The following is a 23,633-nucleotide window of genomic DNA, read 5'->3' as shown; positions in this document are numbered from 1 at the left end:
TAAATAATATATGGATTTACAGGAACTCAAAGACAAATTGTACGTAGCCGTGCTGTCGGACGTGCTCGACCAGATCGGGTACAAACAGCAGGCTACCCGTACAGCTTTTCATGCTTTTACCGGGATCAATAAAATCATCGGCCGCTGCAAAACCACGCTTTGGGCGGATATGTATGACGTGGACCAAAACCCTTATGAACTGGAATTACAGGCCGTAGATTCCTGTCAGCCGGGCGATATTCTGATCTGTGCCGCGGGCGGCTCCAACCGTTCCGGGATTTGGGGAGAACTGCTTTCCACGGCCGCACGTAACTCGGGGTGCATTGGCGTGATCGTTCACGGGTCGGTGAGGGATATTGATAAAATGCGGGAAATGCAATTTCCTGTTTTTGCAGTGGGTAAAAATCCCTACGACAGCGCCAACCGCCAGCGGGTGATCGATCTGGATGTAGCAGTGGAAATCGACGGAGTGAAATTTTCCCCGGGCGATCTGGTCATGGCCGATGAAGACGGGATTGTGGTGGTACCCAAGCAGGTGGAAGAGCAGGTGATCAAGGCCGCGCTCGAAAAAGTATCAGCCGAAAATATTACAAGAGATGCCATTAAAAACGGCATGAAGGCCACAGAAGCTTATTTAAAATACGGAGTGCTATGAGCAAAAAAACAGTAATCAGCGGCGGTAATATCCCCAAAAGTCCTTTGCCTTTTTCGCCGGGCATTATTTCAGGCGACTATCTGTTTGTTTCCGGACAGGCGTCGGTGGACGATAACGGGAGTATTGTCAACGACACTTTCGAAGGAGAGTGCAGGCGTTCTTTTGATAACCTCAAAAGGATTGTGGAGGCAGCCGGGGCCAGTCTGGACGATGCCGTTCAGGTCAGGAATTATGTAGGGAAACAGGAATATCTGGCCGAATTCAATGCTATCTACCGTGCGTATTTCAACGAACCATACCCCGCCCGCACCACACTGATCGGTTGTCTCGGTGAGCTGCTGAAGTTTGAGGTGGATGTGGTTATTTATGTGGGAAAGTAGGTTAGGCTGTCGGCCAACACCGGGCTCCTTAGGAGCCCCCTCTTACCAGCAAAATGTTTCAGACAAGGACAACACAACGCTCCGTAGGAGCTACCCATTGATTCCGATGCACTTCTCCATTAAGAAGATTTTGGATCTGCCATTTTACACAGAAGGCCCTGTTGCGGATGGGGATGGCAATTTTCTCTTTACGACTTTGACGGGTGGATTTATTGGAAAAATCGACAAGCGGGGTACATATTCAGTCTGGGCAGAAGCGGCCTGCCCCAATGGGCAGGTCGTGCTGAAAGACGGCTCTCATCTGGTATGCGATAGCAAGGAGGCTTCGATCAAGCGCTTTGATAAGTCCGGGAATTTCATTGAAAATAAAGTTCAAGGCATTTGTGCCGGTTCGAAAGTCTATTGTCCGAACGACTTGATCACCGATACCGCAGGTAACATCTATTTCACCGACTCCGTCAGGGAAACTGGGAAGGTCTTTTTCCAAAGCTCGGATGGGAAAGAGATTGTTGTGGCCGAAAATATGGACTACCCCAATGGTTTGGTGCTTTCCGGCGATGGAAAACAGCTTTTTGTGGCCGAAAGCTATCAAAACAGGATTATGATGGTTCCGCTGGCAGCACCGGGAATTGTGTTAGGCAAACCGGAAGTTTTTGCGCGGTTACCCGCACATTTTTCGGGAGAAATAACCGGCAACTTACCCGACGGGCTGGCCCGGGACCAGGAAGGGAATCTGTGGGCAGCACATTACGGGATGAGTGCAGTACAGGTGCTCTCTCCAGAAGGAAATTTTCTTTTTTCTATCGATACGACTTTGCCGCTGACCAGTAACCTGTGTTTTGTTCAGGAAAATGAATTGACCAGAACAATACTGGTAACCGGTGGGTACGGAGAGCCGGGCCCGGGTGCCGTTTTGATGATTACAGTATATTTACAGTCGTTAAAATGCTGATAATGAATAATTTTTTAAAGTTTAGTTTATTGCTGATTGGTATGTTGAACGGATTGAAAACGATGGCTCAGCCAGGCGTTGAGTGGAGCGAACTGCCCGTGCTACCGGGCGGAAAGGGATGGGCTGGGATGTATGCTGGCGTGAGCAACAATACGCTGATATGCATGGGCGGAGCTAATTTCCCCGATAAATTTCCCTGGGAAGGTGGACTGAAGAAATGGTATAGTGACATTTACATTTTGCGTGATGGAAAAGAATGGATAAAATCTGAGCAAAAGCTGCCGGTTCCTGCCGGATATGGTGTGGCGGTGTCGTATCAGAACAAAATGATCGTGGCGGGTGGTAGTAATGCGGATGGACATTTGAGCAGGGTTTCAGGGTTTGAGTGGGACGGCGAAAAATTGCTCACTTCGGATTATCCGGCTTTGCCTGTACCGCTGGCGAATATGTCGGGCACACTGGTGGGGGATGTGTTCGTGATTGCGGGAGGAAGCAGCGCACCCACCGGGCAGCCCCTGAAAAAATGCTTTGTGCTGGATCTGAAAAATCCGGCGACAGGCTGGTCGGAAGTGAAGGCCTGGCCGGGGCCCGAGCGGATTTTTCCTGCGTGTACCGTTTTTGACGGCCACTTTTATATGTTCGGGGGAGAGACCACCGGACTGAATTCTAAAGGAGAGAAATACCGGGCTATCCTGCTCGACGGCTACCGGCTGAGCCTGCACAGGACAAAAAACAGCTGGGCTGTGGCCTGGGAAAAGCTGGCACCCATGCCGAGAGGAATGTCCGCCGGCGGGACGGTACTACCGGTTCTTCGAAACGACCGGTTCCTTTTCTGGGGCGGGGTAGATGCCGTAACGGCTTTGCATAAAAATCCGGCAACACATCCCGGTATCATTGATAATTTACTTTACTATTTCCCCAAAACGGACAGCTGGGAATACATTGGTAAACAAACAAATATCCCTTCCCGGGTAACGCTTCCGGTTGTTTTCTGGAAAAATCGCTGGGTATATGTAAGCGGTGAGATCAAGCCGGGGATACGCACGCCTACAGTCGTCGGCGTGCAGTGAAATCGTAATCTGATTCTTTAAAAATCAATGAAATATACTGCGTATCACGCATATCAGTTTTCAGCATTGACGCTGGGAACTGCACAGCTCGGCCTGCCCTACGGTGTGTCCAACCAGACCGGAATCCCGGCCCCCGAAGAAGCCAGGGAAATGCTGGCATATGCAGGGGAAGTGGGGATCAATACTTTTGACACCGCCCGGACGTATGGATATTCGGAAAACGTGTTGGGCAGTTATTCAGAGAAGCATGACTCCGGCCTGTCTCACATTGTATCGAAGTTCAAGATAAGCGCCGAAAACATGATGGATCAGGAACGTGCCTGGCGAGAAGTCCTGGCCAGCGTGAAAACGTCTCTTGAAACGCTGAAAATTTCCCGTCTGCCGGTCTGTCTGCTGCACAAAGGCGCGGAGCCGATGCATGAGGTGATGCAAATTTTACCGGAAATATTACGACGGCTCAAATCGGAAGGCCTGATCGATATCGGTGGCGTTTCGGCCTACTTTCCCGAGGATATCCCTTACTTCCTGGAAGAACCGGATGTGGAAGCTACACAAGTCCCTTTGAATATTTTCGATCAGAGGCTGATCCGTAGTGGAAATCTTGACCAATTGCATGCGCAGGGAAAACTCGTTTTTGTCCGCAGTGTGTTTTTACAAGGCCTGTTTTTCATGCAACCGGAACACCTGACAGGTAATTTGCAAAACGCAAAAAAACATCTCAAAAAGCTCATAGACTTGGCCGGACAGGCCGAAATGTCCGTGGCGCAGCTGGCTTTTTCTTTTGTGCGGGACCTTCCGGCGGTGGATAGTATCGTTGTGGGAGCGGTAAACCGGCAGCAGATCAGTGAAAATGTTGACCTGATCAACGGGCCAGCCATACCCCGGGAAATATCGGCCGGGATTGCAGAGGCTTTTCTACAAGTGGAAGAAGAGGTGATTACACCCGGTTTGTGGAAACTTTAATTTATCTGACATGAAAAATCTATTTAGCCTGAAAAATAAAATAGCGATCGTTACCGGTGGCTCCGGTTTTTTCGGCGCACCCATTTCAACTGCCCTTGCAGAAGCAGGCGCACAGGTAGTGATAGCATCCCGCGACGCAGGAAAATGTGAACAGTTTGCCGGCACGATCCGTGAAAAAGGTTTCCTGGCCGAAGGTATGGGGCTCGATCTGGAAGATGAAAATTCGATCATTTCTTTTGTGCAGCTGGTAAAAGAACGTTTTGGCAGAATTGACATCCTCGTAAACAATGCGGTTTCGCGTGAAGGTTTCAGCGACCTTGAGAATATTGAAAAGGAAAGCTGGGAGCGGGCGCAGAGCGTCAATTCCACGGGTCTGATACTGATCACCCGGTCTGTGATCGGTGTCATGCGTGAACAGGGTTCGGGAAATATCATCAATATCGGTTCGATTCAAGGGGCGGTGGGGCCCAACTTTCCGGTGTACGGCAGCACTGGCATGACGAGTCCGGTAAACTATACCTATGATAAGTGGGGAATGGTCGGATTTACGAAATGGCTTGCCAATTATTACGGGAAATACAATATCCGTGCAAATTGCATCAGTCCTGGCGGATATGGCCCCGGGGTAGCGCAGCTGGTGGGAAAAGAGGAATTTGTAGAAAATTACAAGCGTCTGACTCCATTAGGCCGTTTTGCTGACGATGACGATATCAAGGGGCCGGTGGTTTTTATGGCTTCCGATGCCTCTGCTTTTATTACCGGTCAAAACCTCCTCGTGGACGGTGGCTGGACGAGCTGGTGACGTTGGCACCGAATTTTTAAACAATCCGAAAGGACCATTATCATTAAAACCATGGAAACGAAAAACAGTCCATCTGACCATTCAAGGGTTCGCTTTACGGATTTCGAAGGTGTTGAACGTACGGGCATTTACGTCCGGGATCTGAACGGATTTGTGGAGCAGGTAGCCGACGAGGCGCTTCTCGAAGATCAGTATGTGTATCCCGAAGACCAGGTTGGAAATTGGGAATATACCGAGGAGCGGGATAAGCCGAATCCGGATATTATGATCATTCTTTAAATTGTGGAATAAACGAGCGGTTTAGCGTAATTTTTCGACGAGCAGGTTTGGCAGGGACAGATGCTACCAGCCTGCTGCGGATAAGGTATCGGTTTTTGCCAATTAGAGGAATGCATTCATCAACGGCGCACCTCGGCAGGTTACTGATCCGGACGGCAGCCGGTTTTCCTGCCAAGCTATACTTTGCTCAACGGAAGTATTTTTATAATTCGGAACATTACCGGATTACCTTCAATGTCAACAACCTGAGTAACGAAGAATATTACATTGGATATTGGTCAGTGAACCCACAGAAACCAAGAAATGTGGCGGCAAGTTTTGCTTATAAGTTTTAATCAGGATTTCCCTTATTTGAATTTTTCCGCATAACCGCTTTTGGCCAGGAAATCCCGGCAGTCGCTGATGTTCAGAATATCGGCGACTGCCTTTTTCTTGTCCGCTGCTTTGTTAAAATATGCTTTCGTGATCTGGTAACCGATCCAGTAGCCCAGGTCATTCGGACGTTTGTCCTTGCCGCTCAGCGCACCGTACAGCCAGTCAGTATAGTCCATGGTATTCATTTTGGTCTTGAATTCCTTCCAGAGTTCCTTCTCATGCGCATTTCCGTACTGAAAAGCGATCTTGTTCGTATGGTTTCCCGAGATCAGCTCACCTATAAAATCGGCACTGCCTTCCATGATACACGCTTCGAGTAAAATTTCATATTTGAAGGGGATATTCTGTTGAAAATGAACCAGTTCGTGCGCGACAATAGAAGGGACGTTTTCACTCAATACTCTTTCTGCCCCGATGATCAGACCGTTTTTGCTGGATGTTCCGGCCGAATTAAAACGGCCTATTACAAAATAAACTGGCGGGAAAACCGCTTTGGGGTACCACTTTTCAAGCGTGTCAAAAGTGGCTCGGGTCTGTTTTTCTTTGTCGAGTATGTGCTCAGTATTTCTCCGCATACCGGCATAGCTGGCCGTCCTTTTTTTGATAATATTTAAAAGCGAATCGGCATGCAAAATGCGGTCGGGGATAAAATCCTGAAGTCCCGGGCTGCCGATATTGATATAAAGGTCGGCGAAGGGATTTCCTTTATAGCCTTTTTTGAAAGCATCAAAAGCCTTCCAGAAATTGGAAACGTCAGTAGTGACGAATTTCGCATTTGCGGGGGATTCGGGGAATGGGAGCTGTGCGTAAGTATACTGAGCATAGCTCGATACCAGCCAGAGGCCCGCTGATAACCATAGAATTATGAGGGCTTTTTTCACGGAGGTTCAATTTTGTCTACAATATATAGGATTTTGTTCTTGTTCCGGGTACGCCTCGGGGGATAGGGGTGACGAGCGGAGCCCGGGGCCAGCCTTGTTTTGGAGCTTTGCTCTTGCAGTTTGCCTTTTCGTCCTTCCTTAATTTCTTCTCTTTCTTGCTTCCTCCTTTTTTCCCTTCTTGGCATATACCTCGCTCCTCGGCCCCGGGCGATGCCTCGGGGTTTAGGTATTTGATCCCTTCGGGCTCTGGTGAGGGATTTGTTTTACTTTACCTGTTCCCTTTCATCCCATTCCTCCCTTTTCCCATCCTCTTTTCTTCCTTCGTTCCCTTTTAAAAAAATTTTTAGAAAAAATAGGATTAAAATAGACTGATTGTCTCATTAGTAATAAAGGGGCTGTTTTTTCGGTAAAAATCGGGGCTGGCTTCTTTGTAACAGACAGGATTGTATCGAAGATCCTGGTAAATAATGGCAGTATAGGAGTCGCAACTATGTTGGATACTGAACTTTGGAATGAATTTCGCGGAGGTGACCAGAAAGCTTTTCAGCGGATTTATCAGCTGTATGTCAGGGATTTGCTGAGTTACGGCTGCAAGGTGAGCGGCAACACCCAGCTCATTGAAGATAGTATCCACGACCTTTTCATTGAGCTGTGGCAGCAACGTAAAAATCTGAGCGAGACCGACTCGATCAAGTTTTACCTATTTCGTTCGCTCCGAAATAAGATCAATCACAGCCAGCGTAAAGACCTTTTTTACAATTCAACGGACATCCATAATGCCTGGGGGAATGCGGACGAGTTCCTCATTGAAAGCCATCTTATTGAAACAGAAGAAAAAGAAAAGCTGCTAAGGCAACTGCGCAGCAGTTACGATCTGCTCAGTCCGCGCCAGCAGCAGGCTCTGAACCTCCGGTTTTATCTGCATTTCAACAATGAAGAAATCGCGCAGATCATGGGGGTTAACTACCAGTCGGCTTGCAAATTCATTTATTCAGGGCTGAAAACCCTGCGGGAGGCCGTGCGTATACTTGGCGTGCTGTTGATTTTCAGATTTTTATAAAATATTGACAGGGTATGAACTATTATCAATTCAGGGCGGAAGACTTTGCGGCAGACGACTATTTTAAGGAATGGGTCTGCTCGCCCGATCAAGAATCGGATGCTTTCTGGCAAGAGTTTCTGAGGGACTATCCTGAGAAGTACTACCAGGTTGAGGAAGGAAAAACGCTGGTGGAAGCATTGTATCAGATCAATGTTGTAAAAGCGGACGAAGCGCAGGTGGCCAGGGTATGGTCTAGGATTGAAGGATCGGTGCGGAAGGATGGAAGAGGGAGGTTTTTTGTTAGTTCAAAAAAACATTTTGTGTGGCAGGCGGCGGCTTCAATGCTGCTTTTACTTGGAATTGCCTGGCTATGGCACAGCCGGTCCGGGCAGCGGGATGATGTGGCGACGGGTAACCACCTGAACCAGTCGGCATGGGTGGAGCAAGTCAACGATGCTATGGAAACGATGCAGATCAGCTTGCCCGATGGTAGCAAAATTGCACTCGAAAAGTCCAGCCGGGTCAGGTATGCCCGTGAATTCAAGGGTAACCAGCGGGAGGTGTATCTCAATGGGGCCGCTTTTTTTGACATTCGTAAAAATCCTTCCAAACCTTTTTTTGTATATACCAATGGTCTGGTTACAAAGGTTTTGGGTACCAGTTTCAGGGTACAGGCGCATGATGCCGACCCGGATGTGACCGTGGCCGTACGAACAGGAAGGGTGTCGGTATATTCTTCGAACGAAACCCGCACCCAGGACCCCGAAGCCAGGGGTGTGGTACTGACGCCTAACCAAAAGGCTGTTTTTCAGAGAGACATTAAAAGCCTGACCAAAACCCTGGTTGAAAAGCCGACTGTTCTGGTTGAAAAAGACAATCTTCCTTCCTTCGTTTTTGAAGATGCGTCCGCCGAAAAGGTTTTTGCTACCCTCGAGAAAGTGTACGGGATTGATGTTGTTTTTGACGAAGAGCTAATGAAAAACTGTACGCTGACCATCGACCTGAGCGACGAAGATCTTTTTCAGAAACTGGAAGTGATTTGTAAGGTGCTGGAAGTCAGTTATAAATTGATTGATGCCCAGGTTATCATTTACAGCAAAGGCTGCTGAAATCTCTGATTTTTTTAATAGCAACTCAAAAACCACTGCCTATGTAAAACGCTGATTTCTACTTAAAAAAAAGCATCAGTAGTGTTCTCAGCACTACCGATGCACGGTTTCCTCCAGTCATGTACGGTTCAATGCACGGCGTCAGTTTCCTGACGTGAAGGGAGGTGTTTTTGCTCAAAAATTCACAAAAACATTTGAATCTAATGAAAAGACAGCTATTTCTAAACTCATTTCTTTTTCACCTAATGAAAATCTCACTTCTGCAAGCCTTTCTGGCCGTGATTTTTACAGGTGTATCGCTTGCGCACAATGTTTCGGCCCAGGAGCTCCTCAACAGAAAAGTAAGCCTGAAAGTTGAAAACCAGGAAATCCGTAAAGTACTGAACAAGATTGAGAAACAGGCCGATATTAAATTCGCCTACCGGCCGCGGGTGCTGCCCGCCGATCACAAGATTTCACTGGCAGTCACCAATGCCTCCCTGTCCGAAATTCTCGAAAAGGTAACCAAACCTTTAAAACTCAAATACGAGGTGGTAGGGCAGCAGATCATATTAAGCCCGGAATCAGCGCGTGTTGAGAAACCTTCGCCCACAGGTGCCGCTTATGAAGCAGACGAAGCTGACGAACAAACCGTTTCGGGAAAGGTGACGGACGAAAAAGGCGAAGGTTTGCCGGGCGTCAGTATCGTTTTGAAAGGTACCCAGCAAGGTACGATCTCCGATGCCCAGGGAAAGTATACCATCAGTTTTTCTGATCAGAATGTTATCCTGATCTTCTCATTTGTGGGTTATCTGCCTCAGGAAATTACAGCTGGGAACCTGACCAGCCTGGATGTGACCATGCTGACTGATACAAAAGCCCTGGAAGAGGTGGTCGTGGTGGGTTATGGAACGCAGTCGAGGCGGAATGTGACGGGTTCGGTATCGAAAGTGGATATGAAGCAGACCCAGAACCTGCCCAATACGAACGTAACCCAGGCGTTGCGCGGCCGGGTGGCGGGGGTTCAGTTTACCGACAACGGTCGTCCGGGACAGAACGGTACCATCCTGATCCGCGGGCCGAGATCGCTCAATGGCGGAAATAACCCGCTGATCGTTGTCGACGGCATATTTTTCAATGGCAGCCTGGCAGATCTCAACCCCAATGATATCGAATCCATGGAAGTGCTGAAAGACGCAAGTTCGGCGGCCATATATGGTTCACGAGCGGCCAACGGGGTTATTTTGATCACTTCGAAAAGGGGCTCAACGGACAAACCGACGATCCGGATCAATGCTTTTTCGGGTTTGTCGGACTGGAGCTATAAGCCCAAACTGTTGTCCCCGGAAAGGTACCAGCAAAAAACGCTGGACATCCGTCAGCAGACCGGACTGGACTCGGACCCTGCAAAAATCAGGGATTACCTTACTACCTCCGAGCTGGTCAATTACGACGCCGGCAAGACCACCGATCCTTATGATGCGATCAGTCAGCAGGGCAGGATCAATTCCTATGATCTGAGCCTTTCGGGCAAAACGAACGTAACCAATTATTTTTTATCCGCTTCTATGGCCGATGAAAAGGGGCTGATTTTCAATGATAATATGAAAAGGCTGGCTGTGCGGGCAAACGTGGAAAACAAAGTGACGAAGTGGCTGTCAGTAGGGCTCAATTCAACCTACATCCGCAGAAACCTTTCGGGAAGAGAAGCCGACCTTGGCGCTGCGTATGCTGCCACGCCTTATGGAACCTGGTACTATCCCGACGGCGAACCGACCTGGTATGTGATCGCGGAAGACCAGATTCCGTACAATGCCATGCGTGATGCTATTTTTACAAAAAATGAAGAAGTTTATAACAACCTGTTTGCCAATGTTTATGCCATGATTGACGTCCCCATGCTTAAAGGATTAAGCTACCGGTTCAACTATTCGCCCAATTATCGCTGGCAGCATAACTATAATTTTGTGAGACAGGACAAACATGAACCGCTGATCAATAACACCACTGCCAGCAAGTCCAATCGCGAGGATTTTGACTGGGTGATGGAAAATATCGTCACCTATTCGAAGCAGATCAATGCCAATCACGCATTCGACCTGACCTTGCTTTACGGCAGGAACCACTCAGGATTCGAGTCCACGACTGCCAATTCGTCGAGACTTTCATCCGATGCGCTGGGCTGGAACAATCTGGGGCTGGGGGAAATCCTGACCAATACTTCAACGGCACAGGCCTTGGACGGCGTTTCTTCCATGCTCCGGCTGAACTACCGGCTGATGGATAAATATCTGGTCACGATGACCGTACGCCGGGACGGAAGCTCCGTTTTTGCATCCAACAACAAGTACGCAACTTTCCCGTCGGTAGCGCTGGCCTGGATCGCTTCGGAAGAGAAATTCCTGAAAAACGCTTCATTTCTTGACAATCTTAAACTCAGGCTGTCGTACGGGGCGGTCGGTAACCAGGCGATCAATCCGTACCAGTCGCTGAGCTTGTCGGGCACGAACCGGTACGTATACGGGGATGGCGGTACTTCGTCCCTGGGTGTTTTTCCGTCGAACATGGCCAATGCGAACCTGAAATGGGAGACGACATACACTGGAAATGCCGCCGTTGATTTTGATCTTTTCAAAGGGCGTTTGGGCGGTACACTGGAATTTTACAATATGGACACGCGTAATCTGCTCGTGCAGAGATCGTTGCCGGATATGACGGGTTATAATTTTGTACTCACCAATCTCGGTGCCACCAATAACAAAGGGCTGGAAATCACATTGAATACCGTCAATCTCAGAAAAGGAAAGTTTGAGTGGAGCACCAACATCGTTTTTTCAAGAAACAAAAATAAGATCGTTCATCTCTACCATTCCGACACCAATGGCGACGGCAAAGAAGACGATGACCTGGGGAACAGATGGTTTATCGGCCAATCGATGAATGTGGCCTATGATTATGTTTTTGACGGGATCTACCAGGAAGGGGATGAGCTTCCGGTGGGTTACAGGCCCGGGTATGTGCGCCTGAAAGACCTCAACGGCGATAATAAAATTGACGCCAACGACCGGCAGGTTGTCGGGCAGACGTCACAACCCAAATACCGCTGGGGAGTTACCAATACTTTCCGTTACGGAGATTTGTCGATGTCTGTTTTTATCAATGCGATGCAAGGCTGGATCTCGAACCTGAGCACCGTGGATTACAGTGTTTCGGGGGGGAATTATCCGCACAGGCCGCTGAATATGATCGATGCCGGCTGGTGGAATGTTGAGAACAAATCCAATACGCGTCCCTCCATGGTTTACCCGAACCCGTACGGTCACGGATATTATTACAGCCGGAATTTTATCCGGATACAGGACGTGTCCCTGACTTACGACATGCCTAAAAACATCATTAACAAGGCAAAGCTGACCAATCTGCGGCTGATGCTGAGTGCCAAGAACCTTTACAATTTCACCAAATGGATAGGGCCTGATCCGGAAAGCGGCTATACCGACAGGGGCAGTTTCTTTCCCACGGCGCGGTCCGTTACGTTGGGTATCAACCTGGGTTTTTAATCAATTTTCTCAAAAAATATCCTCTTAGTCAATATGAAGACGTCATTCAGAAATATGATTTACCGGTACTTGTATCTTTTGTTTGCGGTGGGCCTCATCTCTCTTGGCCTCTCCGCCTGTGAAGATAAGTTCCTCAACGAAAAGCCGCTGGCCTCGCTAAGCTCAGACGTGGTACTCACATCCAAAGCCGGTTTTGAAAATTACATCAATGCACTGCACAATGCCGCTCGGGAGGAGCAGACTTTGGAAGACAACCACGATTATTACTTCACCATGCAAAGCGGTACCGACATTGCCACCACCGGACAGGAGGATGCGCGGCCGTTCCGGAGCTATGTCACCTACCTGAACCCGAACGCCAATACGGTGGTGAAATACTGGCGGTGGGCGTACCAACTGATGCTTATCCGGGCCAATACCATCATTGTTTATGCCAATAAACCTGAGCTTTCAGGGATTTGGGCCAGTGAGGCGGAGAAAAACGCAATCATAGCCGAAGCCCGTTTTTTCCGTGCCTATACGCATAATGTCCTCGCCAATCTGTACGGAGGTGTGCCGGTGATCGATACCATATATGCAGGCCCCAAAACCGATTTTGTGAGAAATACCCGCAAGGAAGTGTACGAATCCGCAAAAGCCGATCTTGAATTTGCATCCCAGTGGCTGCCTGCAACGGTGGAAAAAAGTAAGGAAGGGAGAATTGTGAAAGCTGCGGCAGACCATTTGCTGTCAGAGGTTTACATCAGTCTGGGTGAGTACGACAAAGCCGTCGAAAGTGCAGGTAAAGTCATTGATTCGGGTCTTTACGAACTGATGAAAACCCGTTTTGGAAGTGAAAAAGATTTGCCCGGTGATGTATTTTCCGATCTTTTCAAATTGGGAAATCAGAACCGGAGTTCAGGAAACAGGGAATCCATTTATGTATGGCAGTTTGAAGATCTTACGCAGGGTGGCTCCGGGACTTCGGGAGGGAACAGTATTCTGCGTGGCTGGGGACCGTGGTATATCAATCTGCGTGACCCGGACGGAAAAGCGGGGATGATCATCGTGGACAGTCTTGGTCGCGGGGTGGGGCTGACCAGGCCGACCACTTATTTCCTCTACAATCTGTGGCAGGACAATTGGAAAAACGATATCCGTAACTCGGGCTACAACATTCGCCGGACGATGTACTACACCAATCCCGCTTCCAAATACTTTGGCAAACCCGTCGAACCCAAAACATCCCGCATCGACACCATGCAGAATGCTTATCCGACATTGCGGAAAATTGAGGGGAAAACACCGAAGTCGGGCAATAATACTACCGGAAGAACCTTCACTGATTTTATGGTTTACCGGCTGGCCGATACTTACCTCTTGAGGGCGGAAGCACACACCCGTAAAGGTGATCTGGTAAAAGCTGCCGCAGATATTAACGTAGTGCGGGCGAGGGCGAATGCCAAGCCCGTGGCTCCCGCTGCCAGGACCCTTGACTACATTCTGGACGAACGTGCCCGCGAACTGATTGCCGAAGAGCCGCGCCGCCGCACTTTGATCCGCACGGGAAAACTGGTGGAACGTACCAGAAAATACAATATGCGGGAAGATACCAAAGCCAGCATTCAGGATTACCACGAGTTTTACCCGATACCTCAAACTGCCATCGACGCCAATTTCAGCGCCAAATTGGAACAAAACCCTGGGTATTGATCAGTATCTTTTTTTATAAATTTTGAAACAAAACTTTTGTATAATGAAACTTAAAAAGTTCTCCCTGATATATTTTGTAAGTATCTCCTTCGCATTGTTTAACCCCCTTCTGGCACAGGTAGATCTGACAAAATCCGATCCGGGACGCGCAGGTGCGGCCATCATACTGGAACAACCCGCGAATGATCCCCGTATTCAAAACCGGCAGCATGAACTGGTATCGTCGATTGCTGCGTCTGCGGACGGTAAACAGCTGTTTTTAGTATGGTATACCGGAGGAAAAGGCGAGGGGCCGGGCAACTATGTAACCATGGCCGTGAGCCTAGACAATGGTAAAACCTGGAAAAATGACCAGCTCGTTATTTATCCCAAAGAGCCGACCAGCCGCTTTTTCGACCCGGTACTCTGGCGAGATAAGTACGATCAGGTCTGGCTGTTTTATGCAGTTTCAATGGATAACAAACACTGGGACCTGAAAGAAGGGGTGAATGCGATACCTGTTTCCTGGAATGGCTCAAAGGTCGTGTACGAGCAGCCAAAGCTTATTTCCTATGGTGTCATGATGAACAAGCCGGTGTATATTCCGCAAAAGGATGCCGTACTTTTTCCGGTTTCTGTGTGGCAGTTGGGCAAAGACCATTCTTCCGAGACCGGCTACATTCCGGACGGGACTTTCGTGCACAGTTTCGATTTCAAAAAGAAGAATGCAAAAATAAACACTTTGTCCCCGCTGGGCTCGGTACCGGCGCTGCCCGACAGCATGCGGACTTTTGACGAACACCAGGTGGTGCAGACGTCCGGCGACGGAAACCTGCTTTGCCTGGTGAGGACGAAAAAAGGTGTGTACTATTCCAAAAGTTCGGATTATGGTAAAAACTGGTCGGTACTGGAACCCTTCACCGCGACGGGACCTACTACTTCGAGCCGGTTTTATATCGGAAAGCTGCAATCCGGGAACCTGATCCTGATCCTGAACAATAGTACCACCCGAAACAACATGACCGCTTTTATATCCAAAGACGGAGGTAAAACCTGGCCGCACAAACTGCTGCTCGACAGCCGCGACAAGGTTTCTTATCCGGACGTGGACCAGACCAGAGACGGCGTGATCCATGTTACGTACGACCGCGACCGGTCTGGCGCTAAGGATATCCTGTATTGCCGGTTCAAAGAAAGTGATATTGTATCCGGTAACACAGGAGGTATTTTTCTGTCGCGGGTGAGTAATAACCCATAAGGCTACCTACATGTCAGGAGCGCAGTGGAAGTCCCGAGCGAAATCGCCGTTCTTCGACTGCGCTCCTTTAGGACAATGCCTCCTTCAAACCGGGTTTCAAAAAATAAATGGGGAGGCAACCAGAAATTGAAGAAATAATTATCTTTGAGCCGGGTTGATCCATATTTATTTCCTGGCGACGTGAGTAACAAAGAGACAAATGATGTTGTGTTATGGAACGCTTTCAAACTTGGCGACGAGGAGGCGTTTGCTGAGATTTACGAGGATCATTACCCCGCTTTATATGCTTACGGAAAGAAATTCATGGCCGACGCCACCTCTGCGGAAGATTCGATCCAGGAATTGTTTGTCAACCTCTGGCGGACCAAAGCCAACCTTTCCGAAGTTACCAATATCAAATTCTACCTTTTCAGGTGCCTGAGGCGGAATATTTACAAACAACAGCAAAAAGAAGAAAAGGTAGGGCAGGCCAGTTTTGAAGTGCTGCTCGACCTGGATAGCCAGCATTGGGATGAGCCGGTGTTTGATGAAAGAATATTGACCGAAAAAATAAAAACATTGCTGCAAAGCCTGCCAGAACGGCAACTGGAAGCGATTACGCTGCGCTATTACGAAAATTTCAGCAACCGGGAAATTGCTGAAATTATGAACATCTCTGAAAAAACGGTTCGCAATACCTTGTATAATGCACTCGTACAGCTTCGCGAAAGCCTCCGTTTACTTAATCCTTATATGCATCCACTACTATTGTTATCGATGATTTTGTAACCTTATAGTCTATATATAAAATAGATTAAATATATTTGTCGATAATTCATCAGCAGTATTTGTCGCCGGAAGTTGCTTGCGGTGGCGAAGGACCCAAAAACATCAGAGATCCGGTTTTGAAAAATATTTTGAAAAAAATGTAAAAACCGATGGGACAACTGTAAAAATTCACTCTTTGTATTTATATAGTACCAAAAGTTGAAACAAGTTGGACAAGGATCTGTTGAAAAAATATGAGCATTACAGTGCGGAAGATTTCCTTCGGGATGATGCTTTCCGGGCTTGGATGTTGTCGGGGCAGGAGGAAAACAGCGGCCTGTGGGAGGCGTTTTTACGCCGTTTCCCGGCGAAGGCAAGTACGCTTACCATGGCAAAGGCTACGTTTAACGCGCTGCATGAAACCCGGGAGCTGCCTTCGGAGCAGCAGGGAACTGATATGTGGCAATCCATCAGGAGTGAGATCAGCAGCAGAGAGCATGAGGCACGAAGAGCTAATATTTTTACAGGCATGGATACACGATGGAGCTGGCTGGCCGCCGCCTCGGTGCTGTTGATGATGGGCCTGGGCTGGTATTTTTCAGCAGGCTTTACAGACCAGGCTGCGAGCTACGATCAGCAGGTAAGCAACGTGCGTATAGTGTTGACCGAAAGGAATAATGACACCCGCAAACCTCTGAAAATCCAGCTCACCGACGGTAGCTATGTGGTACTGCAACCCGGCAGCAAGCTGAGCTATCAGCAACAGTTCACAGGTGCCAAAAGAGAAGTATATCTGTCCGGGCAGGCATATTTTAAGGTCGCGAAAAACCAGGCAAAGCCATTTATTGTATATGCCAACAAACTGGTGGTGCAAGTGGTCGGTACCAGTTTTACCGTGAATGCCGATAAAAATGCTTCCTCCGGCAGCGTCTCGGTGGAAACCGGAAAGGTGAAGGTTTTTACCTATGAAAAATATCTTGCCGGTGAAAGAACAGGAGCGGGCGATGAAATCCTGCTGACGCCTAACCAACAGGTGACTTATAATTTTGATAGTGAAGTTTTTTCTAAAAGTGTTGTATCAGAGCCTGTTATTCAGGAAAAGCCGGAAGCTCACCCCGACTTTTATTTTAAAAACACATCAGTTGCGGATGTTTTCAGGACGCTGGAAAAATCCTACGGTGTAAAAATCAATTGTGACGAAAAAAACATTGGCAAATGTAATCTCACAGCCCCGCTCGGCAATGAGCCGCTGTTCCGCAAAATGGATATTATCTGTCAGACGATCGGCGCTACTTATGAAGTATGGGGGACCGAAATTATCGTTTCAGGAAAAGGCTGTAACAATTAATCAGTTATTCAATTTAAACCGCAATCCGCATGCATAAAGTTTGACTTCCTTAAGCTGAAAGCCGGCAGTGCGCTAACACCGCCGGCCCGAAATGCTCCCTCTTCGTATGATGATGATTCATTCCTGTTTGCAGCAGGAAACGGGATTCTCATTGCTTTTTTTCTAAACCTCGAAACAAAAACAACAAGTAAATCTATGGAAAATTTATGGCATCATGTTTCTAAACCAAGTCTGATCATGAAAATATTAGGCGTGCCCATTATGGTTTTGATGGTCGTTGCCGGATTGGCAACTGCTGGTAAAAGCACTGCTCAGGACGTGCTCAACAGACAGGTAAATATCCAGGTACAGAACGAAGACCTGGCTACCGCACTTGGTAAAATCGAAAAAGCAGCTCAGGTTAAATTTACGTACGTTCCTGAAATTTTTCCCAAAAACACCAAAATTACGCTCCGCAGCCAGAATGAGACACTGGCAAAAATACTGGAGAAAGTGCTTGGCCCGCACCAGGTGCAGTACCATATCACCGGCAACTATATTATTCTCAGGAAAGGCAGTCAGCCGGAAAACAAAGCGTCAGGTGCCTTACCGGGCACCGGCATCAGGGATCTGACGGTTTCGGGAAAGGTGACCGACGACAAAGGCGAGGGCCTGCCTGGTGTGAGTATTGTCCTGAAAGGCACCCAGCGTGGTACTACCACAGATATCAAAGGTGAGTTTGTCTTCAATGTGCCCGACGCTTCCTCGGTGCTGGTATTCAGTTTTGTGGGATATATTCAGCAGGAAGTGGAAGTCAAAAGCCAGGCGAGCCTGAACATACAGCTGCTGCCGGAAAACAGGTCACTGGGCGAACTTGTGGTGGTGGGCTATGGTACACAGAAAAAAGTGAGCATGACCAGTGCGGTCAGTGCCGTGAAAGGGGAGGACTTGCAGCGCCGGCCGGTTTCCAATCTGGCACAAAATCTGCAGGGTATCACGCCCGGCCTGACTATCCTGGACAATGGCGGTGGCCCGGGCAAATCCAATGTGACGATCCGGGTGCGGGGTATTACCACTTTGAGCGGCGATAATAATCCGCTGGTGATCGTGGACGGGATAGAGCAGCGCCTGTCCGATATCAATCCCGATGATGTGGAGTCGATCAGTATTCTGAAAGATGCATCTTCAACCGCAATTTATGGATCACGTGCCGCGAACGGGGTAATGATGGTGACGACCAAGCGGGCGCAGTCCGGAAAAATCATGGTCAATTACCACGGGTTTTATGCCCTGCAAAGATCCAATAACAATCCCGAGCACATGGGCCTGGAAGATTATATGCGGATGCAGAACATTGCCTATACCAATGTAGGTTCTCCCGCGAAATACACCGAGGCTTACATTCAGGAATATGTAAATGCTACTGACCGTTATAAATATCCGTTACCATATACGATGGCCGAAGCTGTGCTAAGGACGGCGCCGCAGATCAACAATTCGCTCTCGGTCAGCGGGGGGAATGAAAATTTCAAAACACGCGTCAGTCTCCGGTATCAGGATCAGCAGGGCATTATCCCCAATTCAAAGTCGAGCCTGACGGATATCCGTATCAATACCGATTACAAAGTTTCGTCCAGGCTCAATTTCGGGGCGGATATCAATTACAAGTACATCAACTCGCTGGCGCCGTCCAATGAATTCAAGGTGTTTGAACGACTGAAACACGGGTCAATCTGGACTGTCCCGAAGTATCCCGACGGAACCTATGGAATCAGCGCCCAGGGTGAAAATGCGCTGATGTATGCAGAAATTCACGGAACGGACAGGACCAAGAACGACTATGTTACGGGCAGTGTAAAAGGTAGCTGGGAGATCATCGACGGACTGAATTTTTCTTCGCAGTTTGCGGTCAGGAAGGATATGGTTGCCGGGAAGCTGTTTTTCAGAAGCTATACCATCAACGATTATTACGATCCCAAGATCGTGCGGAAAACTGTTCCGCTGAGCACGCTGACGGAATCCAGGATCAACAGTCAGGAATTTACCCTCAATAACCTGCTGACCTATACCAAATCCATTGGGAATCATAACATTACAGCCTTGCTCGGATATTCGCAGATCGAGCGGAATTACCAGGAACTGAGCGCTTACCGTCAGGGATTTTATAACAATGATATCCAGTCGATCGGGCAGGGCGTGAACGATGCGACCAAAAGTAACGATGGTTATGAAAACCAGTGGGGGCTGCGGTCCTATTTTTCGCGGGTAAATTATGCTTACAAAGACAAATATCTTTTCGAAGCCAATGCCAGGTACGATGGTTCGTCACGTTTCACCGGCTCCAAGCAGTACAGCTTTTTCCCGTCATTTTCGTCGGGCTGGCGGATATCGGAAGAGAAGTTCTGGCAGGGACTGGCTGGTAAGGTCAATGAGCTGAAAGTCAGGGGTTCGTGGGGTAAAACGGGAAACCAGGCCGTGGCACTGTACAGCTATTACCCGACTTTGAAACTCAGCACTTACTCGTTCAGCGGCGTGCCTGTGCAGGGGTATTCCCAAAAACAGATGACCAACGAGGATATCAGCTGGGAAACGACCACGCAATACAACATCGGAACGGATATTCAGCTTTTCAACAACCGGATTTCGGCCACGGTCGATTATTACAGCAAGGTAACAGACGGGATTTTGCTCGTCCTTCCGGTGCCCGGTACACTGGGCCTGGAACCTACCGCCCAGAATGCCGGTGTTGTTGAAAACAAGGGCTGGGAATTCTCTGTCGGTACACGCGGCAAGATCGGGCCGGTCAGAACAGACCTGAATTTCAACTTCAGTCTTAATAACAATAATGTTAAAAATCTGGCAGGAACCGGGCCTTATATTTCGGGCGCAATCAATGAAGCCCGGTATATTACAGGCGAAGGTTACCCGATCAATTCATTCTGGGGATACCGGGCCGACGCGCTTTTCCAGACGCAGGAGGAAGTGAATAATTCGGTGAGGATAGGAGAAGGTATCAAACCGGGGGATGTCAAATACCTGGACCTGAATAACGACGGGAAAATTGATGCCGGCGATATGACATACCTGGGCCGCTCTTTCCCGAAATACCTTTTTGGTTCGTCGCTGAACTTTGATTACAAAGGATTTTCTCTCAATCTGCTGTTTCAGGGTGCTGCCGGGGTTAAAACCACACTTTCGGGGGCGTTGGGAGACTATGGGAACCTGGAAGGATTTGCGCACAAAATTTATACGGACAATTACTGGACGCCCGAAAATCCGGGAGCAAGGTTTCCGAGGCCGACCAAATTTGATGTCCGCAATACCTATCAGAATTCCCGGGAAATGCTGAATGCATCTTATCTGAGGCTCAAAAATATTCAGCTGCGTTATCAGATCCCTTCCTTACTGACCCGGAAAATCAAGATAGAAAGAATGGCCGTGTACTTCTCGGGTACCAACCTGCTCACATTTTCGGCTTTGAACGAATGGAATATCGATCCCGAATCGACCGCTGGCCGGGTGCAGGATTATCCGCAGACTTCATTGCTTACCCTTGGGCTTAACGTGCAATTTTAACCGACCCGCTTTAAAAAAATCACTATGAAAAATCTGAAATATACTTCATGGGCCATTATGATGCTGATCACCGGCATGATGGGCTGCCGGGAAGATCTGCTTACCACTGTTCCCAATGACCGCCTTTCGTCCGAGATTTTCTGGAAAACAGAGAAGGATGCGATTTTTGCGGCCAATGCTGTTTATACTTATCTCGATAGTGTCAATATTTTTTATTTTGACGGAATGAGCGATATCGCGCACAATAATTCCGTCACTTCGCCGGAGGCCCTGATCGAGCGGGGACAGTTTGACCCGACCTATGAACGCATCCGCACAGAGTGGACCAAGTCTTACGCGGGTATCAGGGCGGCCAATGTTTATCTTGAAAAAGTAGATGAGGTGCAAACCAACAATAAGGAAATAATAACAAGGCTGAAATCCGAAGTGCGGGTGATCCGGGCGTATCTGTACATTAAACTGGCAGCTTTATACGGAGATGTGCCCCTGCTCGAAAAAAGCATTACACTGGAGGAAAGCAGAAATCTGGTCAGGACGCCGGTTGCGCAGGTGTGGGACTTTATTTACAAAGAACTGGGGGAGGCCGCCACCACACTTCCCGTTACGCAAACCGACAAAGGACGAGTAACCAAAGGGGCCGCTCTGGCTTTGAATGCAAGGGGAATGCTGTACGCCGGGCGTTACGAGCTGGCGGCGCAGGAAAGTAAAAAAGTGATCGACCTGAACATTTATAAATTGTACCCTTCCTATGCAAAACTGTTTTCGTATGCAGCCGAAGGGAACGAAGAGGTGATCCTCGACAAGCAGTTTGTGAAAAATAACTACAGCACCAATGTATTTCAGTTGTTCGGGCCATGGAGCCAGCGAAACAGCAATAGTGCCGTAGTACCGACCCGTAGCCTGGTGGATTCTTACCCTATGAGCAATGGTAAAAAAATAAGCGATCCGACGAGCGGTTACAGTATTGCCGAACCTTACAAAAACCGTGACCCGAGACTTGGATATACCGTATTTATAAAAGGTGACAAGCTGCCCGACGGCACGATATACAATTCAGATCCCGGAAGCGGTACTTCAGATGCAATCGATTTTAGCTGGTTTGCGACGAGTACCGGTTATAATATGAAAAAGTATATCAATCCAGAGGACCTGGAACAGCCTGCGAATTCGGGCATCAACATTATATTGATGCGCTACGCCGATGTACTTTTAATGTATGCCGAGTCCAAAATCGAATCGAACAGTATTGACCTGACTGTTTACGACGCGATCAACCAGGTACGCCAGCGGGCGGATGTGAACCTGCCGCCGATCAGCAGTACACTTTCGCAAACCGAATTAAGGGAAATTGTGCGGAATGAAAGAAAAACCGAACTGGCGATGGAAGGGCTGCGGTATTTTGATATCCGTCGCTGGAAATTATCGGAATCCATTATTCCGGGCAGAGTATACGGGATAACTTATATGAAAAACGGTGTTCCGACGCTTATCGAAGTGCCTGCGTTTGAAAAGGTATTTAACAAAAACAGGGATTATTTATGGCCGATCCCGCAGCGGGAAATGGAACTGAACGCGCGGTTGACCCAAAACCAAAACTGGTGATATATGAAAAACAAGTATAAGTGGCTTACAATGATTGGATTGGTAACTTTGGGCATGGCCTCTGTTTCTGTAACCAATCCTGAAGCCGACCCATTGCCTAACATCCTGCTGATCCTTACCGACGACCAGGGTTACCATGATGTTTCCTATTATGGGACGTCGGATCTCCGGACACCGAATATCGACCAGATCGCAAAGAATGGTATCCGGTTCGATGAGTTTTATGCCAATTGTCCTGTTTGTTCGCCGACCCGGGCGGCACTTCTGTCGGGCAGTTATCCCGACGTGGTCGGTGTACCAGGCGTGATCCGTACTTTTCCCGAAGACAACTGGGGTTATTTCAATCCGAAAGAACCGACATTGCCTGCTATGCTGAGCAAAAAAGGATATCAGACTGCGATTATCGGAAAGTGGCACCTGGGATTGGAGTCGCCCAATACACCCAATGAACGCGGGTTTGATTACTTCCACGGCTGGCTTGGCGATATGATGGACGATTACTGGGCGCACCGCCGCCACAATATCAATTACATGCGGGAGAACAATAAGGTGATCGATCCCGAAGGACATGCCACCGATCTTTTTACGACATGGTCACAGGATTATATCAAAAAGCAGGCAAAGTCGAAAAAGCCGTTTTTCCTTTACCTGGCCTACAATGCGCCGCATTTTCCGGTGCAGCCGCCCAAAGAATGGCTGGCAAAAGTGAAAGCGCGTGAAAAAGGCATTGAAGAAAAGCGGGCAAATCTCGTAGCCCTGATCGAACACATGGACGACGGCATCGGAAAGGTGGTGAATACATTGAAAGATGAAGGTTTATACGAAAATACACTCATCATTTTCACCAGTGATAACGGCGGTCACTTACCGAGCATGGCCAATAACGGGCCGGTGCGGGACGGAAAGCAGAGTATGTATGAGGGCGGGTTGCGCGTACCGGCATGTATGTCGTGGCCGGGGCGGATCAAAGGCGGAAGGGTTTCCAACCAGACGAACCTTTCCATGGACCTGTACCCGACTTTACTGCAACTGGCCAATGTGGAGCCCAAAAATATACATGGAAGAAGTTTCCTCCCGACGCTGCTGAATGAAAACCAGATTATGGTGGTGGAAGAACGGGACCTTTATTTTACAAGAAGAGAAGGTGGGAAGGAGTATGGGGGAATGGCTAGCTACGGACTCAGAAAAGGGAAGTGGAAGCTGGTGAAAAACTCGCCGCACAAGCCAATGGAGCTGTTTGATATGGAAAGTGACCAACTGGAAAAAAATAATGTCATCGACCAGAACCCGCAGGTATATGCAGAGCTGAACAAACTGCTCATGAAACACATACAGGAGGGCGGAAGCGTTCCCTGGCAAAAACCGCAATGAAAGCATTTTGAAACAATAAAGTAACTTTTACGAA

19 protein-coding genes are annotated in these 23,633 nt (G+C 48.4%); 18 read left to right on the top strand and 1 reads right to left on the bottom strand.

Translation table 11 applies throughout. The annotated features are described in order from the left end of the window. Positions 1-10 precede the first annotated feature (10 nt). From FBF61_RS02030 to FBF61_RS01995, 8 genes are all read left to right on the top strand, one after another. Positions 11-655 (top strand): RraA family protein, encoded by a 645-nt coding sequence (locus FBF61_RS02030; RefSeq protein ID WP_138475495.1) that lies wholly within the window; start codon positions 11-13, stop codon positions 653-655. Beyond that, positions 652-1,035, top strand: a complete 384-nt coding sequence (locus tag FBF61_RS02025; protein WP_138475494.1) for a RidA family protein — start codon at positions 652-654, stop codon at positions 1,033-1,035. Before FBF61_RS02030 ends, FBF61_RS02025 begins: the two co-directional genes overlap by 4 nt. Positions 1,036-1,141: 106 nt before the next feature. Next, entirely contained in the window at positions 1,142-1,987 is an 846-nt protein-coding gene (locus FBF61_RS02020; RefSeq protein ID WP_138475493.1) for an SMP-30/gluconolactonase/LRE family protein, read from the top strand. A gap of 2 nt (positions 1,988-1,989) precedes the next feature. Further along, positions 1,990-3,057 carry a hypothetical protein gene (locus FBF61_RS02015; RefSeq protein ID WP_138475492.1) on the top strand — a complete coding sequence of 356 codons (1,068 nt, stop codon included), beginning with the start codon at positions 1,990-1,992 and terminating at the stop codon, positions 3,055-3,057. A 27-nt stretch (positions 3,058-3,084) separates the two neighbouring features. Next, on the top strand, positions 3,085-4,020 hold the full coding sequence (locus FBF61_RS02010) for an aldo/keto reductase (RefSeq protein ID WP_138475491.1): 936 nt from the start codon (positions 3,085-3,087) through the stop codon (positions 4,018-4,020). Between the two features lie 10 nt (positions 4,021-4,030). Next, positions 4,031-4,822, top strand: coding sequence for an SDR family NAD(P)-dependent oxidoreductase (locus FBF61_RS02005; protein ID WP_138475490.1), 792 nt, complete (start codon positions 4,031-4,033; stop codon positions 4,820-4,822). Between the two features lie 51 nt (positions 4,823-4,873). Beyond that, entirely contained in the window at positions 4,874-5,101 is a 228-nt protein-coding gene (locus FBF61_RS02000) for a hypothetical protein (RefSeq protein WP_138475489.1), read from the top strand. Between the two features lie 110 nt (positions 5,102-5,211). Further along, positions 5,212-5,436, top strand: coding sequence for a hypothetical protein (locus FBF61_RS01995; RefSeq protein WP_205748211.1), 225 nt, complete (start codon positions 5,212-5,214; stop codon positions 5,434-5,436). Between the two features lie 12 nt (positions 5,437-5,448). Here FBF61_RS01995 and FBF61_RS01990 read toward each other — a convergent pair whose 3' ends face one another. After that, positions 5,449-6,357: a gliding motility protein GldB-related protein gene (locus tag FBF61_RS01990; RefSeq protein ID WP_138475488.1), complete on the bottom strand. Its 909-nt coding sequence runs from the start codon at positions 6,355-6,357 to the stop codon at positions 5,449-5,451. 490 nt (positions 6,358-6,847) lie between these two features. Between FBF61_RS01990 and FBF61_RS01985 the strand changes: the two genes are divergently transcribed. The 10 genes from FBF61_RS01985 to FBF61_RS01940 all read left to right on the top strand — a co-directional run bounded on the left by FBF61_RS01985 (position 6,848) and on the right by FBF61_RS01940 (position 23,599). Continuing rightward, positions 6,848-7,417, top strand: coding sequence for an RNA polymerase sigma factor (locus FBF61_RS01985; RefSeq protein WP_138475487.1), 570 nt, complete (start codon positions 6,848-6,850; stop codon positions 7,415-7,417). Between the two features lie 14 nt (positions 7,418-7,431). After that, on the top strand, positions 7,432-8,508 hold the full coding sequence (locus FBF61_RS01980; protein ID WP_138475486.1) for a FecR family protein: 1,077 nt from the start codon (positions 7,432-7,434) through the stop codon (positions 8,506-8,508). 245 nt (positions 8,509-8,753) lie between these two features. Continuing rightward, entirely contained in the window at positions 8,754-12,047 is a 3,294-nt protein-coding gene (locus FBF61_RS01975) for a TonB-dependent receptor (protein WP_138475485.1), read from the top strand. A gap of 33 nt (positions 12,048-12,080) precedes the next feature. Beyond that, positions 12,081-13,739, top strand: coding sequence for a RagB/SusD family nutrient uptake outer membrane protein (locus tag FBF61_RS01970; protein ID WP_138475484.1), 1,659 nt, complete (start codon positions 12,081-12,083; stop codon positions 13,737-13,739). Between the two features lie 43 nt (positions 13,740-13,782). Next, the gene (locus tag FBF61_RS01965; RefSeq protein WP_138475483.1) at positions 13,783-14,976 is read left to right on the top strand and encodes a sialidase family protein; all 1,194 of its coding nucleotides are present in this window, start codon (positions 13,783-13,785) and stop codon (positions 14,974-14,976) included. 180 nt (positions 14,977-15,156) lie between these two features. Beyond that, positions 15,157-15,744 carry an RNA polymerase sigma factor gene (locus FBF61_RS01960; RefSeq protein WP_166444398.1) on the top strand — a complete coding sequence of 196 codons (588 nt, stop codon included), beginning with the start codon at positions 15,157-15,159 and terminating at the stop codon, positions 15,742-15,744. A 208-nt stretch (positions 15,745-15,952) separates the two neighbouring features. After that, positions 15,953-17,071, top strand: coding sequence for a FecR family protein (locus FBF61_RS01955; protein ID WP_138475481.1), 1,119 nt, complete (start codon positions 15,953-15,955; stop codon positions 17,069-17,071). Between the two features lie 237 nt (positions 17,072-17,308). Beyond that, positions 17,309-20,626 (top strand): TonB-dependent receptor, encoded by a 3,318-nt coding sequence (locus FBF61_RS01950; RefSeq protein WP_166444397.1) that lies wholly within the window; start codon positions 17,309-17,311, stop codon positions 20,624-20,626. Positions 20,627-20,650: 24 nt separating this feature from the next. Continuing rightward, positions 20,651-22,228 carry a RagB/SusD family nutrient uptake outer membrane protein gene (locus FBF61_RS01945; RefSeq protein ID WP_138475479.1) on the top strand — a complete coding sequence of 526 codons (1,578 nt, stop codon included), beginning with the start codon at positions 20,651-20,653 and terminating at the stop codon, positions 22,226-22,228. Between the two features lie 3 nt (positions 22,229-22,231). Continuing rightward, complete coding sequence (locus FBF61_RS01940; RefSeq protein WP_138475478.1) at positions 22,232-23,599, top strand: sulfatase family protein; 1,368 nt, start codon at positions 22,232-22,234, stop codon at positions 23,597-23,599. The last annotated feature ends 34 nt before the right edge of the window (positions 23,600-23,633 follow it).

This window comes from Dyadobacter bucti (assembly GCF_005869225.1).
GTDB classification, from domain to species: domain Bacteria; phylum Bacteroidota; class Bacteroidia; order Cytophagales; family Spirosomataceae; genus Dyadobacter; species Dyadobacter bucti.
This window is presented reverse-complemented; position numbering and strand designations above follow the sequence as displayed.

Bases quoted from the DNA above. Each gene is read 5' to 3' on its own strand.
- FBF61_RS02030 (WP_138475495.1), top strand. From the start codon at position 11: ATGGATTTACAGGAACTCAAAGACAAATTGTACGTAGCCGTGCTGTCG.
- FBF61_RS02025 (WP_138475494.1), top strand. From the start codon at position 652: ATGAGCAAAAAAACAGTAATCAGCGGCGGTAATATCCCCAAAAGTCCT.
- FBF61_RS02020 (WP_138475493.1), top strand. From the start codon at position 1,142: ATGCACTTCTCCATTAAGAAGATTTTGGATCTGCCATTTTACACAGAA.
- FBF61_RS02015 (WP_138475492.1), top strand. From the start codon at position 1,990: ATGAATAATTTTTTAAAGTTTAGTTTATTGCTGATTGGTATGTTGAAC.
- FBF61_RS02010 (WP_138475491.1), top strand. From the start codon at position 3,085: ATGAAATATACTGCGTATCACGCATATCAGTTTTCAGCATTGACGCTG.
- FBF61_RS02005 (WP_138475490.1), top strand. From the start codon at position 4,031: ATGAAAAATCTATTTAGCCTGAAAAATAAAATAGCGATCGTTACCGGT.
- FBF61_RS02000 (WP_138475489.1), top strand. From the start codon at position 4,874: ATGGAAACGAAAAACAGTCCATCTGACCATTCAAGGGTTCGCTTTACG.
- FBF61_RS01995 (WP_205748211.1), top strand. From the start codon at position 5,212: ATGCATTCATCAACGGCGCACCTCGGCAGGTTACTGATCCGGACGGCA.
- FBF61_RS01985 (WP_138475487.1), top strand. From the start codon at position 6,848: ATGTTGGATACTGAACTTTGGAATGAATTTCGCGGAGGTGACCAGAAA.
- FBF61_RS01980 (WP_138475486.1), top strand. From the start codon at position 7,432: ATGAACTATTATCAATTCAGGGCGGAAGACTTTGCGGCAGACGACTAT.
- FBF61_RS01975 (WP_138475485.1), top strand. From the start codon at position 8,754: ATGAAAATCTCACTTCTGCAAGCCTTTCTGGCCGTGATTTTTACAGGT.
- FBF61_RS01970 (WP_138475484.1), top strand. From the start codon at position 12,081: ATGAAGACGTCATTCAGAAATATGATTTACCGGTACTTGTATCTTTTG.
- FBF61_RS01965 (WP_138475483.1), top strand. From the start codon at position 13,783: ATGAAACTTAAAAAGTTCTCCCTGATATATTTTGTAAGTATCTCCTTC.
- FBF61_RS01950 (WP_166444397.1), top strand. From the start codon at position 17,309: ATGAAAATATTAGGCGTGCCCATTATGGTTTTGATGGTCGTTGCCGGA.
- FBF61_RS01945 (WP_138475479.1), top strand. From the start codon at position 20,651: ATGAAAAATCTGAAATATACTTCATGGGCCATTATGATGCTGATCACC.
- FBF61_RS01940 (WP_138475478.1), top strand. From the start codon at position 22,232: ATGAAAAACAAGTATAAGTGGCTTACAATGATTGGATTGGTAACTTTG.